The organism is Chloroflexia bacterium SDU3-3 (assembly GCA_009268125.1).
GTDB lineage: Bacteria > Chloroflexota > Chloroflexia > Chloroflexales > Roseiflexaceae > SDU3-3.
Window position 1 is genome coordinate 449758 of record WBOU01000001.1, and the last position, 16130, is coordinate 465887.

Annotated in this window: 9 protein-coding genes; 5 read left to right on the forward strand and 4 right to left on the reverse strand. The window is 62.9% G+C overall.

Annotated features, from left to right (window positions below):
• The first annotated feature begins 195 nt into the window (after positions 1-195).
• On the forward strand, positions 196-3141 hold the full coding sequence (locus tag F8S13_02025; protein ID KAB8145879.1) for a hypothetical protein: 2946 nt from the start codon (positions 196-198) through the stop codon (positions 3139-3141).
• Between the two features lie 198 nt (positions 3142-3339).
• Positions 3340-6516, forward strand: a complete 3177-nt coding sequence (locus F8S13_02030) for an alpha-mannosidase (protein KAB8145880.1) — start codon at positions 3340-3342, stop codon at positions 6514-6516.
• A 325-nt stretch (positions 6517-6841) separates the two neighbouring features.
• Here F8S13_02030 and F8S13_02035 read toward each other — a convergent pair whose 3' ends face one another.
• On the reverse strand, positions 6842-7951 hold the full coding sequence (locus F8S13_02035) for a transposase (protein ID KAB8145881.1): 1110 nt from the start codon (positions 7949-7951) through the stop codon (positions 6842-6844).
• 216 nt (positions 7952-8167) lie between these two features.
• Between F8S13_02035 and ehuB the strand changes: the two genes are divergently transcribed.
• The 3 genes from ehuB to F8S13_02050 all read left to right on the forward strand — a co-directional run bounded on the left by ehuB (position 8168) and on the right by F8S13_02050 (position 12246).
• Complete coding sequence (gene ehuB, locus F8S13_02040; protein ID KAB8145882.1) at positions 8168-9040, forward strand: ectoine/hydroxyectoine ABC transporter substrate-binding protein EhuB; 873 nt, start codon at positions 8168-8170, stop codon at positions 9038-9040.
• A 44-nt stretch (positions 9041-9084) separates the two neighbouring features.
• Positions 9085-11217 (forward strand): response regulator, encoded by a 2133-nt coding sequence (locus F8S13_02045; GenBank protein KAB8145883.1) that lies wholly within the window; start codon positions 9085-9087, stop codon positions 11215-11217.
• Positions 11218-11376: 159 nt separating this feature from the next.
• Entirely contained in the window at positions 11377-12246 is an 870-nt protein-coding gene (locus F8S13_02050) for a formate transporter FocA (protein KAB8146087.1), read from the forward strand.
• Here the strand turns inward: F8S13_02050 and F8S13_02055 are convergent.
• The 3 genes from F8S13_02055 to F8S13_02065 all read right to left on the reverse strand — a co-directional run bounded on the left by F8S13_02055 (position 12207) and on the right by F8S13_02065 (position 15657).
• Positions 12207-12911, reverse strand: a complete 705-nt coding sequence (locus F8S13_02055; protein KAB8145884.1) for a haloacid dehalogenase type II — start codon at positions 12909-12911, stop codon at positions 12207-12209. The genes F8S13_02050 and F8S13_02055 overlap by 40 nt on opposite strands.
• Positions 12912-12981: 70 nt before the next feature.
• Complete coding sequence (locus F8S13_02060) at positions 12982-13983, reverse strand: STAS domain-containing protein (protein KAB8145885.1); 1002 nt, start codon at positions 13981-13983, stop codon at positions 12982-12984.
• A gap of 156 nt (positions 13984-14139) precedes the next feature.
• A complete protein-coding gene (locus F8S13_02065) occupies positions 14140-15657 on the reverse strand; it encodes a hypothetical protein (GenBank protein KAB8145886.1) in 1518 nt (505 codons plus the stop codon).
• Between the last annotated feature and the right edge of the window lie 473 nt (positions 15658-16130).

Consider the following 16130-nt stretch of genomic DNA (forward strand, 5'->3'; position numbering starts at 1 on the left):
TATCTCATCTTTTTTCTGGAATCTGGCATAATTTGCATCAATACAGTTAATAAATGCTGTTATTCTGCAGATAATACCAGAAACCAACAAAACACAGCGTTTTGGTTGAGTGAATAGCTCACACCATTGGGTTAATATACCCAAAAAAGGATCTTTCGGAATTCGATCACGCTTTGCAAACATTCAGAGAGGTTTATGATGGGAGCATGCCTAAAGACAATTCTCGTCCGCTTCTGGCTGATTGTCGGTATTATCGCGATGACCCTGGATCCATTGTCGGCTGCCGCGCACCCCCGAGAAGCAAACAGCACCACGATCCAGGTGGTCGCATCCCTTGCTGGCTATAGCAAGAAAGACATCAAGATCGGCTTCGTGATCAGCCCCTCACGCCTCAGCGACGAGACCTTCCAGGTATACAAAGAAAACCATCGCCTAGCCACCGGTGCGCTGGAATACACGGGCATCACCTGGGGCAAGCATGTCTACAAGATCACCTTCACATCCATCCAGAAGACCGGCAACAGCTTCACGCTCCGATCCAATGGCGCCAGCTCGTCACCCTTCCCCATCCAGGCCAACGTCTGGGAGCAGTACCTCGACGAGATGACCGCCTTCTACCGCGTACAGCGCGCCAATGTGGACACCCAAAGCGCCCTGCCGCCGAACTATACCAACACGCCACTTTCTGCAAAGGGCTACCACCAGGCAGGCCACCTAGACGACGCCGCCTCGCCCGACCGCACGCAGCACTACGACCTCACCGGCGGCTGGTATGATGCCGGTGATTATGGCAAGTATGGCGGCAACCAGTGGGTCGGCGGTATGATCGCTCTCTCCTACCTGCGCCACGCCAACGCCAAAGAGGTGCAGTTCGACCACGACCACAACGGCACCCCCGACCTGCTCGACGAGGCCAAGGTCGGCGCACTCTACGCGATGAAGTTTGTCGATACCTTCGGCGGCGCCGTGTACAACATCGCCAACAACGCAGGCTTCGACCACCCCGAGAAGACCACCGACAATATCGTGGGCACAGCCGATGACCGCACTATCGGCGAGCTGAGCATCGGCGGGTCGGCCAAGGCCGCTGGTATGCTGGCCGCCACCGCGCGGGCCTTCCACAAGGCCAAGGTCGACCCCAGCTTCGCCGACGCCGCCGCCCAGCGCGCCGTGATCGCCTACAACTACGCCTATGTCAACCAGCTACAGAACGAAGGGTCGTACGAGGCTATCGGCGGGCTTCCTAACAGCCTGCTGTGGGCCGAGGTTGAGCTCTACCTGCTGACCAAAGAGCAGATCTACAAGGACCGAGCGATCAGCCGCATCAACGAGCTGACCAAGGAGGACCTGCGCGCCACCAACTACTGGGATCTGCGCCCGCTGTCGCTGGTCGAGTTCTACCCCGAGGCGAGCCTCGTCCAGAAGGTCCGCATCCGCCTGCTGTTGCGTTCGCGCGTCGAGTACTTCATCTCGATGGCCGATGACACGCCCTACGGTGTGCTGGATGAGTTCACCAACTTTGGCGTGAACGAGGCCCATATGTCCTACATCGGCGACCTGATGCGCTACTACGAGCTGTTCCAGGATCCCTCGGTGCTACGCGCGGCCAAGAAAGGCGTCTACTGGATCTATGGCGCAAACCCGTGGAACATCAGCTGGGTGTCGGGCATCGGCGCGAACTCGGTGAAGTACCTGCACACCCGTCTGGACGAGCAGGCCTACGACCACGCCCTGGCTGGCATCACCATCCCCGGCGCGCTAGTGAGCGGCCCCAATATCAAGGATACCAAAGACAAATACAGCGTCAGCCCCTGGTACGAGGATCGCCCGCTATGGCAGGATGACGCGCAGCAGTGGCGCTACAACGAGTATAGCATCAGCATCCAGGTGAACCTGCTGTACACCATGGTGGCCCTGGCGGCAACTAACTCGAACCCGCAGGGGACCGGCATCACCCCCATGCAGCTGCCAATCACCAGCCCCCAGATCGGCGATTTCGTGGCGGGCGACGTGCGGGTATTTGTGCAGCCGCAGGGCTACCCCCTGAGCCTCACCGCCGACGAGGAGCCAATGCAGTGGAAGAACGGCTCCTACTACGCCGACGTGCCGATCGACACCTCGCAGCCCTTCGCCTTCCACCGGATCATGGTGCACGGCACCAGCATGCTTGGTGTCGACTCATACAGCGCCATGCACGTGAACACCGCCCCCGACCTGCCCGCGCCCGGCAGCAGCCTGCTCTACGATGACTTCAGCGGCAATGGCACCTGGGGCGCGGTGAGCCTGGGCTGGCCCAACTGGTACAACCAGGACGGCGGCACCGGCAGCTTCGAGCAGACCTCGGTGGATGCGCGCGATGTCGGCGTCTTCAGCCAGAGGCCCGCCTCGGAGAGCTCGCTGGCGAAGTTCGAGCCGTGGAAAGATACCGTGAACGCCTCGGGCTACCGCTATATGGAGGTCAGGGTCAAGAACCTGAGCAACACCAACATCCAGGCGCGCTTCTATGCCGAGGGCGGCAGCGGCTACGAGTTCAGCGGCGGCTATATCAGCATCCCAACCAGCTGGACCACCCTGCGCTTCGATCTGGATCAGTTCCCCGGCCTCGACAAGAGCAACATCCACATCACGCTGTGGCTGAAGGCTGGCACCGCCCCTGGTAGCATCGCCATCGACAATATCGCCTACACCAATGAGAATGGCGGCGGCCAGCCGACCCTGACCCAGCTGAGCGTCGAGCCCAAAACCGGCACGGAGAACACGAACTTCCAGTTCAGCACCACCTACACCGACCCCGATAACGATAAGCCGTTCGCCGTGCAGATCATCATCGATGGCGTGCTGCACGATATGGTGGAGGCCAGCGCCAGCGACACCAACTACCGCGACGGCAAGCTGTATGTCTACGCCACCAAGCTGGTGCCCGGCAGCCACCGCTACGCCATCCGCACCGCCGACACGTCCACGCCGGTGGTGCTGACACCCCAGCAGGAGTGGCCCCAGGTGTACCCCAGCATCGGGTCGCTGCTGACGCCGCCCAGCGCCGAAACGCACATCGAATCGGCCCCCACGCCTGCAGATGACACCACCCACGACAGCGAGCTGCTGACGATGGACGCCGGGGTGAGCGCGGCGGACGAGTAGGATCCATTTCTCGGCAGACCAAACGGCTTGGAGCGCTGTCAACGTGACAGCGCTCTTTTGTTGGGATCGTGTTATCCTATAGGCTCGTGACATGTGGAAGGCTGCTCAACGGGGAAGCAGCTCTGTCACCATCATTGTTCCACCCTTTTCGCACAGAGTGGCAGCATTCGGCGAAAAGCCCATCGCAGGAGAAACAAGGTGTCACACATCGTACGTTGGACAACCCAAAAGATCACCCAACGCCTCGCGTTGATCGAGCCGCTTGTCTACCGTCGCCGCACCGAGCTTACCCCTTTTCGCTACACCGCCCTGGAAAGCCCCACCGAGCTACCCCCCACCGCACCCAACTTCGACGACAGCGCATGGGATGTGGTGGCCCCCAATAGCTACTGGGGCACCTGGAATACGAACTTTGTGCTGCGGGGCAGCTTCCACATCCCTGCCGACTGGGACACCAGCGCGCCGGTGGCGCTGTTTCTGCCGCTCGGCGAGGCAGGCGACTTCTCGCACCCCGAGGCGCTGGCCTATATCGATGGCGCGCCCTACGCCGCCTGCGACCGCCACCATCAGGAGTTCCGCCTGCGCGACGAGTGGCGCGGCGGCCAGAGCCACCACCTGGCGCTACACGGCTGGGTGGGCCTGGGCGGCGGCGGCTGGCGCGCCCGCCAAGAGCCGACCCAGCTGTTTCTACGCCCCTGCGCGGTGGTGCAGATCGACCAGCCGACCCGCGATTTTATCGCACTGGCAAGGGTAACGCTGGGCGTGGCCAGCACGATCGCCGACAGCGTGCCCGCCAAGAGCCACCTAATGAACGGGCTGGATGACGCCTTCCGCGTCCTCGACACAGGCGAGCCGTTTGGCGACGCGTTCTACGCCAGCATCCCCGCCGCCCACGCCGCGCTGAAGGCCCAGATCGAGCGCGCTGGCCTGCCGCTGGATGTCGATATCGTGGCCACCGGGCATGCCCACATCGATGTGGCCTGGCTGTGGACGCTGGGCCAGACCCGCCGCAAGGCCAGCCGCACCTACCACACTGTCATGCGGCTGATGGAGCAGTTCCCCGACTATCACTTCACCCAGAGCCAGCCCCAGCTGTACCAGTTCATCCAGCAGGATCACCCTGAGCTGTTCGAGCAGATCAAGCAGCGCGTGGCCGAGGGCCGCTGGGAGCCGACCGGCGACATGTGGCTGGAGGCCGACTGCAACCTGAGCGGGGCCGAGTCGCTGGCGCGGCAGTTCCTGCTGGGCCGCAGCTTCTTCCGCCAGCAATTTGGCCAGGATGCCTCCTCGCCGGTGGTGTGGCTGCCCGATGTGTTCGGCTACGCCTGGGCGCTGCCGCAGCTGATCAAGCAGGCCGGGCTGGATTACTTCTTCACGATCAAGATCGGCTGGAGCCAGTACAACCGCCTGCCGTACGATAGCTTCTGGTGGCAGGGCCTAGATGGCACCCGCGTGCTCACCCACTTCAGCCCCACGCCCGAGAAGGGCAGCGCCTACGCCAGCACCTACAACGCCATGGCCACCGCCGAGGATGTGATCGGCACATGGACAAACTACCGCCAGAAAGACCTGAGCGGCAGCGGCCCCCTGCCGCCGCTGCTGATGGCCTTTGGCTTCGGCGACGGCGGCGGCGGGCCGACCCGCGAGATGCTGGAGAACCTGCGCGAGCTGCGCAGCTTCCCGGCCACGCCACGGGTGCGGCAGGGCGCGGTGGGCGATTTCTTCCGCGCGCTGGAGGAGAGCGCGGGCGAGCGGCTGCCCACATGGAACGGAGAGCTGTACCTAGAGTACCACCGCGGCACCTACACCACCCAGAGCCGCAACAAGCGCGCCAACCGCACCAGCGAGTTCCTGCTGCACGACGCCGAGCTGCTGGCCACGATCGCGGCGCAGCTGGACCAGAGCTACGCCTACCCATCGCAGGAACTTACCCAGGCCTGGCAGCTGGTCTGCCTCAACCAGTTCCACGACATCATCCCCGGCAGCAGCATCCACGAGGTCTATGTCGACTCGCAGCAGCAGTACGCCCAGATCCGCCAGATCGGCGAGGCCGTGCGCGACGCCGCGCTGGCCCAGATCGCGGCCCACGTGGGCGGCGACCTGCTGGTGGTGAACCCCACCAGCTTCCGGCGTGCGGGTCTGGCGCTGTGGAAGAGCCAGCTGGGCGCTGGCCAGCAGATCTGCAGCGCCGAGGGCGATCTGGTGCCCAGCCAGCCGACCGCCGAGGGCACACTGCTGTATGGCGAGTGGGACGGCCTGAGCATCCAGGGCCTGACCGTGGCCGATGCCAGCGCGCCACGGCACGATAGCGGCCTGCGCGTCAGCCAGAGCCGCCTAGAAAACCCCGACCTGCTGGTCGAGCTAAACGCCGACGGCGACATCACCCGTATCTACGACAAGCAGGCCCAGCGCGAGGTGCTGCCCAAGGGCGCGCTGGCCAACCAGTTCCAGGCCTTCGAGGACCGGCCGATGCGCTGGGACGCCTGGGACATCGACATTTTCTACACCGACACCATGTGGACTGCCGACCCCGCGACCGCGATCACGGTGGTGGAGAGCGGGCCGCTGCGCGCCACCCTGCGCATCCAGCGCACCATCCGGCACAGCACCTACACCCAGGACATATCGCTCGGCCACAGCGGGCGGCTGCTGACGATCAGCACCACCATCGACTGGCGTGAGCGCCACACCATGCTAAAGGTCGCCTTCCCAGTGGACATCCTGTCCCCCCAGGCCACCTACGAGATCCAGTGGGGAAATGTGCAGCGGCCTACCCACCGCAACACCAGCTGGGACTGGGCGCGCTTCGAGACCTGCGCGCAGAAGTGGGTTGACCTGAGCGAGGGCGACTATGGCGTGAGCCTGCTGAACGACTGCAAGTATGGCCACGACATCCACGAGAACGTGATGCGGATCAGCCTGCTGCGCAGCCCCACCGAGCCAGACCCCGAGGCCGACCAGGGCGAGCACCGCTTCAGCTACAGCCTGCTGCCGCACGACGGCGGCTGGGGCGAGGAGACGATCGGCAGCGCCTACGCCCTGAACGACCCGCTGATCGTGTACGCGCGGCCCCAGGCTGCGGCGCGACCTGCAGCGGCGGCGGGCCTCCCCTCGCTCATCGAGCTGGACCAGCCCAACCTGGTGGTCGAGACCGTCAAGCTGGCCGAGGACGGGCGCGGGATCATTGTGCGGCTCTACGAGAGCCAGCGGCGGCGCGGCACGGCCACGCTGCGGGCCAGCTTCGCCGTCGCGGCGGCGTGGAAGACCAACCTGCTGGAAGAAGAGCAGCAGCGGCTGGATGTGGCGGGCAGCGTGGTGCAGTTTAGCGTGCGCCCTTATGAGATCATCACGATTCGGCTGGAGCGCGCATCCTAACATGGCTGGCGAGGCGGCCCTCCGCTGGGGGCCGCCTCATTTTCATGCGGCGGCATGTTTTTACCACCAAGGCGCCAAGACACCAAGGGCACGCATGCGCACAAACACCACGACGACCCGAAGGTGCCAAGGGCATCCGGCAAACCATCGTATAGGCGGATCGCGCTGGGGGAGAACGTAGGCAATGCTTGCAGCATTGCCGGTTCTCCCCAATCCATTGCGTTTGGAGAACACAGAGACCCTGATGAAAACAAAAGCAGCTTTCACCCCATGCATAAGTGGAGTATAGTATTGTGACTACTCCCACGGGTAACCCCGTGGGCTTCTAGGGACTCGCACCCAGGCATTGTAGTCCCAATGCCAATATGTTTATCGCGGCGTTCTCGTCTCTATCGAGCACAAGACCGCATACAGGACAAGAATGCACACGAACGCTCAAATCTTTCTCGACCAACTGCCCGCACCGGCTACAGCGCTTGCTGGTGTTGCGTGGATCAACCAGTACGACGCGACGGCCAGCTTCTTCCGCTTTGCTCGTCGTGACCAGGACAAATTGATTCCACGCCGCATCTGCAATGCTTTTCGCCAGGCAGTGGTTCGTGAGCATTCCGTTGGTATTCACGTCCTCAAAAGCCAGGATACCGAAACGGTTGACCAGCTTCCGGCCTTCCTGATGGGCAAAGTTCGAGCGGCAGTTCGCTATCCGCTCATGCACACGACCGACAATCTTCCGACGCTTCGTTCGTTCTGGTGTGCCTTTCTCCGCTTTCGAGAGCTTCCGCTGAACCTTCGCAAGTTCCTTCTCTTTTACTCGAAAGAAGCGCGGGTTGGCGATCTTCTCACCATTCGACAGGGTAGCGAACGAAGCGAGGCCAACATCGACGCCAACCGCGCTCTTGTCTGGTGCAAGCGGTCGTGGCGATGTTTCAACACTCAAGCTGGCATACCATTTCCCTGTAGCTGCGCGTCGGATCGTGACCGTCTTGATCGGTCCTTCGACTGGACGATGCAAGATGACGTTGACCGAGCCGATCTTGCTCAGGATGAGCGTGTTCCCTTGCAGTCGTACGCCGTTCCCATACTGCGGATAGGTGAGACTGTCATAGCGCCCAAAGCCCTTAAAGCGCGGATAGCCAACGTCCGATTCGCCCGCTTTGACGCGACGAAAGAACGCTTTGAACGCCAGATCAACACGTACCTGAACGTTCTGCAAGACCTGAGAATGGACCCGTTTGAGCGACGGGCGATCAGCTTTCCAGGCCGGAAGGAGGGATTGCGTATCGTACAACCCAAGCGACTCCTGACGCTGCTCCCACGCCTCACGGCGAGCGGTAAGCGTCTGGTTATAGACAAAGCGACATTCCTCAAGCATCGTGGTGAGGATGTGCTGTTGTCCCCTTGTCGGACTGATTCGGTAGTTGTACGCTTTACGCATACATTCGTTATAGCACCATTCTGCGTAAACAGCAAACATGTACTATCTCGACTGTGGGCGAAAGCCGCTAAAGCGGCGCGCTTCGTCCCACCGCTGAAGCTGGTGGGACGAAGCGCCTAAAGGCAAGCATCCGTAAAGATCGCTCTTGATGTTCAAGATAGGGGTGCACGACACGCACCCACACAGCTGTATCAAAAGGGTGAAGGAGACCACCGTATGCGCAGGCTCCTGTGGCCCAGTATCCTGATCATAGGAATAAGCATCGCCATTGCCGTATACCTAACGCTCGCCAGCCAGAGCGAAGATACGCTGGCCCAGGCCCAGCGGCTTGGCGTGATCCGGGTCGGCTATGCGCCCGAGTCGCCGTTCGCCTTCCGCGACAACGCAGGCAATGTCACAGGCGAGTCGCCCGAGATCATCAGGCATGTCCTAGGCCAGCTTGGTATCCACCAGATCGAGTGGGTGCAGACCGAGTGGGCATCGCTGATACCCAATCTCAACGCCGGGCGATTCGACATCATCGCCTCGGGGATGTTCATCACCTGCGAGCGCGCCCAGCAGATCGCCTTCACCCAGCCAACCTACCAGCTAAATGAGGCCCTGCTGGTGCCGCGCGGCAACCCTAGGCAGCTGCACAGCTACGATGACATCCTCAAACGCGACGCGGTGCTCGTCGTCATCCAGGGCGCACAGGAGCAGAATCTGGCCATCGAGGTAGGGATCACCGACAGACACCTGCTGGCGGTGCCAGATGCGCAGACCGGGCTGGCCGCCGTGCTATCGGGCCGCGCCGATGCGCTGGCGCTCACATCGGTATCGCTCAAGGCATTTGCCAGCGGTAACCCGCAGGTGGAGCTGGCCGCACCGTTCACACCGCCGATGCTGCAGGGCGTGCCCGTGCGGGGGTATGGTGCGTTCGGCGTACGCACCGGCGACACCCCGCTGCGCAATGCGCTAGATGCCCAGCTGGCCTCTTTCATCGGCAGCCAGCAGCACCTGACAATGGTCGCACCGTTTGGGTTTACGCACGAGGATCTGCCAGCCAGCAGCAGTGCCCATCTGCTCGACCAGTGTGCCCCATCGCCCTAGCCCGAACATGCGCGCTATCGCCGTATCGCAGATGGTACACAACGATGAAGATTGCAAAACAAACTGAGCACTGGCCGCTCTTCGCACTGATCTTGGTGGCGCTGCTCTCGATCGGCCTGCTGCAGTGGAACTACACCCACTGGAAGAGCGACCTAGAGGAAGAGATAGCCGCCATCGACAACCTCACCGAGGCGCGGCTGAGCGTAACCCGAAGCTATCTGATAACCGAGCAGTTCGCCAACAACGACCCCACCCAGCAGCCACAGTATGCCTTCGCCTACCTAGATCAGGCGCAAAACACAATCCAGTCCTGGCGCTCGGGCAAAAGCCGACTGGACTGGGCCATCGGCAGAGCCACCGAGAGCGACCCCACGCTTGATCAGATGTTGGGCCGCTACCTCGACCTGCTCGCTGCATTCCGCCAGCAGGCCAGCAGATCACTCGAAAGCACTCAGCCGCTGACAGCAGCGCTCACCATCGATCGCCGGATCGCATTCTCGGCGCTTGAGCAGCAGGCCGACCAGATCGAGCAGTACCTCTACCAGCAGTTCACCGAGCACAGCAAACACCGCCAGCAGCAGCACCTCATCACCCTGGTCTACTGGACCATCTTCCTCGCCGCACTCGACATCACGGTCTTCCAGTCGATCCGCGCGCGGCACGAGGCCACCGCAGCACTCGCCGCCAGCGAGGAGCGCTTCCGTGCGCAGTATAAGGGCATCCCCGTGCCCACCTACACATGGCAGCACCAGCATGCCGACTTTGTGCTGCGCTCCTATAATGATGCCGCCGAGCGGCTCGCGCCCGAGAGCATGGCCGCCATGGTTGGCAGCCACGCCAGCGAGCGCTACCGCGATCGGCCCGACATTCTGGCCGACTTCCAGTCCTGCGTCCACGATCGCCAGATCATCCAGCGCGAGATCCAGTACAACTTCCACGCGCCCGCACCGGCCAAAGACCTGTTTGTCAGCTACGTGTTCGTGCCGCCAGATCTCGTAATGGTGCACGCGGAAGACCGCACCGAGCGCAACCTGCTGGCCGCACAGCTGACCCAGGCGCAGAAGATGGAGGGCATCGGGCGGCTGGCCGGTGGCATCGCCCACGATTTCAACAACATTCTCACCGCCATCAGCGGCTACGCCACGCTCGCCTTCGAAAGCCTGCCCGACCGAAACCAGGCGCGCAGCGACATCCACGAGATCATGCGGGCCTCGGACCGGGCCGCCCGGCTGACCAGCCAGCTGCTGGCCTTTGCGCGGAAGCAGACCCTGCAGGCCAGCAATATCGACCTAGCAGATCTGATCACCTCGCTGGCGGGGCTGTTCCGCCGCGTGCTGCCCGAAAGCATTCAGCTGGCGGTCCACACCGCCGCCGAGCACAGCGTCGTGTGGGCCGACCCAGGTCAGATCGAGCAGGTGCTGCTCAACCTGGTGCTGAACGCGCGCGACGCCATCGGCGAGGGCGGCAAGATCACAATTGAGACCACTAACATCTACCTAGACGAGCTGTACACCCGGCAGCGCATCGATATCGAGGCTGGCCCCTATGTGCTGCTGGCCGTAAGCGACACCGGCAGCGGCATGTCCCCCGAGGTGCAGCTGCGCGCATTCGACCCCTTTTTCACCACCAAGGGGCCAAACCAAGGCTCGGGGCTAGGGCTGGCCATGTGCTACGGCATTGTCAAGCAGCACAAAGGGCACATCGCCATCTACAGCGAGAGCGGCCACGGCACCACGGTCAAGATCTACCTGCCCCGCCAGCAGGCCGCCGCCGAGGCCCCGGCCACCCAGCCGATCAGCGCATCGCCCCACGGCAGCGAGACCATCCTGTTTGTCGAGGACGATGAGCAGGTGCGCACCGTGGTCTTCCAGATGCTGAGCAAGCTTGGCTACCACGTCATCTCGGCCAGCAGCGGGGCCGAGGCGCTGGCCCTGGCCCAGGGCTACCAGCCCGGCCAGATCGACCTGCTGATCACCGACCTAGTGATGCCGGGCATGAGCGGGCGTGAGCTGAGCGCGCAGATCCGGCTGAGCGACCCGCAGATCAAGATCCTGTTTATCTCGGGCTACTCCGAGGTGATCTTGTCGCACCATCCGAGCCTGGGTGGCGACGTCGCGCTGCTGAGCAAGCCCTTCTCGGCAGCCGATCTGGCCCACAAGATCCGCTCGCTGCTCTAGCGCCAGCGCCGCCCGGCGAATAATAACCGCCCGTTGCGAAGGCGTATCTGACATGGTGAGGCGTTTCCTCTACAATCATTGCACAGCGACCGTACTAGAGGAGCATATTCACAAACTATGGCAGACAACGCATCATATGAGGCGCTGCTTCCCGCCGCGATGGCCGAAAAGGCGATCGCCACCGGCATCAAGAAAGCGCACACCAGCCTCATCAACCTGTGCCTGCTGGGGATCTTGGCAGGCGCTTTTATTGCCTTTGGCGCGATGTTCGCCACCACTATTACCGCAGGGGCCAAGGATGTGCTGCCGTTTGGCATCGTGAAGGTGCTGATGGGGCTGGCATTCAGCGTAGGGCTCGTGCTGGTGATCGTGGGCGGCGGCGAGCTGTTCACCGGCAACACCCTGATGAGCATGGCCTTCGCCAGCGGCAAGGTGAGCCTGGGCGAGGTGCTGCGCAACTGGGTGGTGGTCTACACCAGCAATTTCGTGGGGTCGATCCTGGTGGCGCTGCTGGTGTTCTATGGCAAGCAGCACACCTTCGGCCATGGCGCGATCGGCCTGAACATGCTGAGCATCGCCGAGTCGAAGGCCAACCTTGAGTTTGGCCAGGCGGTGGCGCTGGGCGTGCTGTGCAACTTTGCGGTGTGCATGGCGGTGTGGCTGTGCTACAGCTGCCGCACGACCACCGACCGCATCACGGCGATCATCCTGCCGATCACGGCCTTTGTGGCCGCCGGGTTCGAGCACAGCGTGGCCAACATGTACTTCATCCCCATGGGTCTGCTGGTAAAGGGCGGCGGCGGCGAGGCGTTCTTCGAGGAGATCCAGAAGCACCCCGCCGACTTCCCGCACATCACCTGGGGCAACTTCCTGCTGGGCAATCTGCTGCCGGTGACGATCGGCAATATTATCGGCGGGTCGGTGTGCGTGGGCCTGATCTACTGGGCAGTCTACATCCGGCCCGGCCTAGCCGAGCGGCCCGCGCCCAGCTACCGCGCGGCGGGGCACAGCAGGTCGGCCAACGACTGAAGGTCGGGCACGGTGATGTCGGGGCGAGCCTCGGCGGGCAGCGTCGCGCCGAAGCCGGGGTTCGCCGCGCGCCGGTTGACCCAGGCGGTGTCGAGGCCCAGCTGCTTGGCGGGCACATGGTCGTGGAACAGGCTCTGCGCCACGTGCAGGATGCGCTGCTGCGGCACCCCGATGCGCTCAAACGCCACGTGGAAGTTGTTTAGCGAGGGCTTGTAGCTGCCCGCCTGCTGCGCGGTGATCACGTCGGCAAATCGCACCCCCAGCCGCGCGTTCGACAGCGCAAACAGGTCATCATCCACATTCGAGATCACCACCAGGCGAAATCGGCTGGCCAGCCGCGCCAGCGCCGCAGGCGAGTCGGGGAAGGCCGGCCAGTCGCCCACCGAGCCTGCGAAGCGGGCCTGCTCCTCGGCGCTGGGCGCAAAGCCGTAGCGCTGCCCAAAGCCGCGCACGCAGCTGGCCAGCACATCGCGGTAGGCCATGTACGGCCCGGCTTCGGCGGCGGACTCAAGCTCGGCGAAGAGCTGCAGGGCCTGCTCGCGCTCAAGCGCGACCCCGTGCCGCTGCAGGATGGGCAGCAGCGCGGCGGCGATGCCGCTCTCCCAGTCGATCAGCGTGCCATAGCAGTCGAACGTCAGCACCTCTTTGGTATCCAGATCTACCATATCGAGCCTCCCTCGCGAATCAGAACACCGCTCGTACTGAGACGAGCGGTGTTCTCGTATACCCTATATGTTAGGCCCGGGCCTTTGGCGCGGCGCTGCGCTGGCGCGCATACTCAAGCGCCGCCTGCGGGGTGGCTACGGTCTGCACATCGCCGATCGGCAGATCCATCTTGGCCATGGCCATAGCCAAGCTGCCCGACACACCGCAGAGCAGCACATCGGTGCCCAGCAGCCGCACCGACTGGATCATCTGGATCAGGGCGCTGGCCACCGAGATATCGGCCTCGGTGAGGCCCGAGAGATCCATCACGATCAGCTGCGCGCGCTGCTTGTAGACCGCATCAAGGATGCGGCGGTTCAGGTGCGAGGCGCGGCGGGCGTCGATATAGCCCAGGATCGGGGCCAGCAGCACGCCATCGGCGATCGGGGTCACCGGCGTCTCCAAGGCATCGATCAGATCCAGCATGCGCTTCTGGGCCTCGGCCTGCTGCTGTAGCTCGCGGTTCGCGCCCTCGGCCTCGCGCGAGCGTGCCTCGGCCACCGCCAGGGCCTCCTCGGCGCGCCGCTGGTTCTGCTGCGAGCTGCGCAGCGCGGTGGTGGTGACCAGCCGGATGACGCAGATCATCGCCAGGCACGCTATAAAAATCACCACATTCGTAGGCGACACGATCGCGCCCTGCCAGCCGACCCGCAGCCCAAGGCCCAGGAAAATCGCTAGGCCGCAGCCCAAGATCCAGCGAAAATCGAGCAGCACCGCCGCCAGCAGTGCGGGTGTGATGATCGCAAGCGACACCTGGTTGACCACAAAGTCGGCTGGGATACCAAAGATCAAGATGAGCGTGTAGATCGAAATGGTGAGCGGCGGAATGATCGATGCGAGCCAGTTCGCGCGGTAAGCCAGCAGCAGCCCGGTGAAGAGCAGCCCCCCTACAAGATTCGGCAGAAGATCGATCATGCTGGCACGCTGCAGCAGCGCGGCGACTGTCGCCAGCCACGCCCCCGCCGAGGCAATCGCAAGAAGGCCGATCCCTGCCTGACGCTGAGTCATTGAAATGTGCATGCCACCGTCCATAGGTAGAGCGATGATTCAACAGAGTTGATGGAGCAGAGTGGGGCAATATTGCATGGGGTGCAGACAAAAATACCACTCATTCACACATATAGTTAAAAATAAACGTGGAATGAGTGGTTGTCAAGAGACGATCGCTACTAATATGACATCTAGAGATTACAGTTCGCCATATCCCGCATCAATCCCAGCGAGCAGAGCGCTCAGCTCGATCACGCGCGAGATGCGCAGCGGGCGATACAGCTCTTTGGCGGCCCAGCAGCCCCCCAGCTCGGTGCCGCCGCTGCGGTAGTAGGCCGCCATCCACGCAGTGGCGCGGCGCAGCGACTCGTGCCCGGCCACCTCCAGCACACCGGCGCGGGCGGCGGCTAGCATGCCCACCATACCGTAGGCCGTCTCCTCGGCGTAGGCCGATGTGACGCCCCAGCTGCCATCGGGGTGCTGGTGCGCGATCATGGTCGGCACCACTGCTGCGGCATCTTGGGCACGGCCAGCCGCGCAGAGGGCATGCATCGCATGCCCCGTTAGGTATAACCATGAGGCATGCCATTTATCATCAACCCAGCGGCCATCGTCGCTACGCGCCGCTTCCAGCCGCTGAAACAGCGCGGCGGGGTCGCCGCCCAGCATCGCCTGGGCGTGGGCCGCGTGCACCGTGGCCGAGAACGAGCGCTGCAGCTCATTGGCGTAGGTCAGGCACCAGCCATCCACCAGGTATGCATCAAGCATCCCAGGGTCAACCGCATGCCCGGCATGCGAGAGCACGGCCAGCACCATCGATGTCAGATCGCCATCGGTCGAGAACTCGTCGCTGATGCCCTGGCCAGTGGCGCGCAGGCCCTGGCGCATCGAGTCGATCTGGGGCTGCAGCGCATCCTGCAGCTCCGGGTGATCGAGCGAGCCAGCCAGCAGCAGGCAGAACATGCTCACCGTCTGCTCGTTGCGGTTGTAGGGCCACACGGTAGGCACCACGCCGGGGATGTCGAGGCCTGTGGCGTAGGCGGCGGCATCTAGGTAGGCACGCGCCGCCTCGCGCAGGTTGGCGGGGCACTCGCGGTCGGCAAAGTCGTGGAGCCAGCGCGCGGTGGCTGCCGGGCTATGGCCGATGCATCCAGCCAGATCGAACAGGTGCGCATCCACATCATCGCCCCACGACTCCCACGAGTGGATGGGCGAGGTAGCCGGGCGCAGGCGTGGCCTCAGGCGGGCGATCAGGTCGCGGCGCTTCTGGCCAAGCGCGGCCAGGCCCTCGTAGGGCTGCCGGTCGAGCGGCATGCCGTGGCGCTGGGCAAGATCGAGCAGGTGGGGAATAAGCAGCTCGGCGGCCAGCGGTATATCATTTGGCACCGGGCCATGCCAGATCTGGCTGTGCTGCGCCAAGAAGGCCAGCCCAGACGCGATCCGACGGTGGTCGCTCGGGTCATCCAGATCGTGCAGCGCAAGCAGGGCCGCAAGCGTGGGGGTATCGCGCGCCCGTGGGATGCGCGGGTCGCCCCAGCCGCCATCGGGCTGCTGCTGGGTACGCAGCCAGGTGTAGGCATCGCGAGGATCGGCGGGGGGAGCATACAGCAGCACCAGCGCGGTGTCATACACCGATGGGCCGATCTTGCCGCCCTGGGTGCCAAGCGCTTGGATGTTGCGTCGTAGCTCGTCAAGAAGTTGAGGGTAGAGTGTCATTGAACAATTGCCTTCATAATGAACAACGATGGTACAACACACCATGCTTTGTCCACAATGCGAATCCACCCAGCATCAGTGAGCAGATGTGCTTGCGCCACGTCAGTACAGAGACGATCATATAGAGGTATTTACATCTCTCTAACAATATAAGCAGTTCTGGAGCCAGAAGCAAGGCATCATGGCGATTCTTTTAATATTTTTTAACCAAAAAACACAACAACTACCAAGTAGCAGCGGCATCATTTGATGGTGATCGCTCAAAAAGCGCTCCCACTCTGCAAGTCAGCCATACTCGATAAGATCGGCGTGCCTTTTCCGCAGCCAAGGAGCCTACGAACCGTGTAAACAGTTCAACAGAATGTCATCTTGGCGCTCCACAGCTTGCAATTCTCTCAGCCAAGGCCATGTACAAGTGTTAGCCATCCCTTAGCACAGGCTTAACCGGATGATATTCTCCCCGCAATCTCGCC

Coding starts and splice junctions, on each gene's coding strand:
- F8S13_02025 (KAB8145879.1), top strand. CDS start 196: ATGATGGGAGCATGCCTAAAGACAATTCTCGTCCGCTTCTGGCTGATT.
- F8S13_02035 (KAB8145881.1), bottom strand. CDS start 7,951: ATGCGTAAAGCGTACAACTACCGAATCAGTCCGACAAGGGGACAACAG.
- ehuB (KAB8145882.1), top strand. CDS start 8,168: ATGCGCAGGCTCCTGTGGCCCAGTATCCTGATCATAGGAATAAGCATC.
- F8S13_02045 (KAB8145883.1), top strand. CDS start 9,085: ATGAAGATTGCAAAACAAACTGAGCACTGGCCGCTCTTCGCACTGATC.
- F8S13_02050 (KAB8146087.1), top strand. CDS start 11,377: ATGGCCGAAAAGGCGATCGCCACCGGCATCAAGAAAGCGCACACCAGC.
- F8S13_02055 (KAB8145884.1), bottom strand. CDS start 12,911: ATGGTAGATCTGGATACCAAAGAGGTGCTGACGTTCGACTGCTATGGC.
- F8S13_02060 (KAB8145885.1), bottom strand. CDS start 13,983: ATGGACGGTGGCATGCACATTTCAATGACTCAGCGTCAGGCAGGGATC.
- F8S13_02065 (KAB8145886.1), bottom strand. CDS start 15,657: ATGACACTCTACCCTCAACTTCTTGACGAGCTACGACGCAACATCCAA.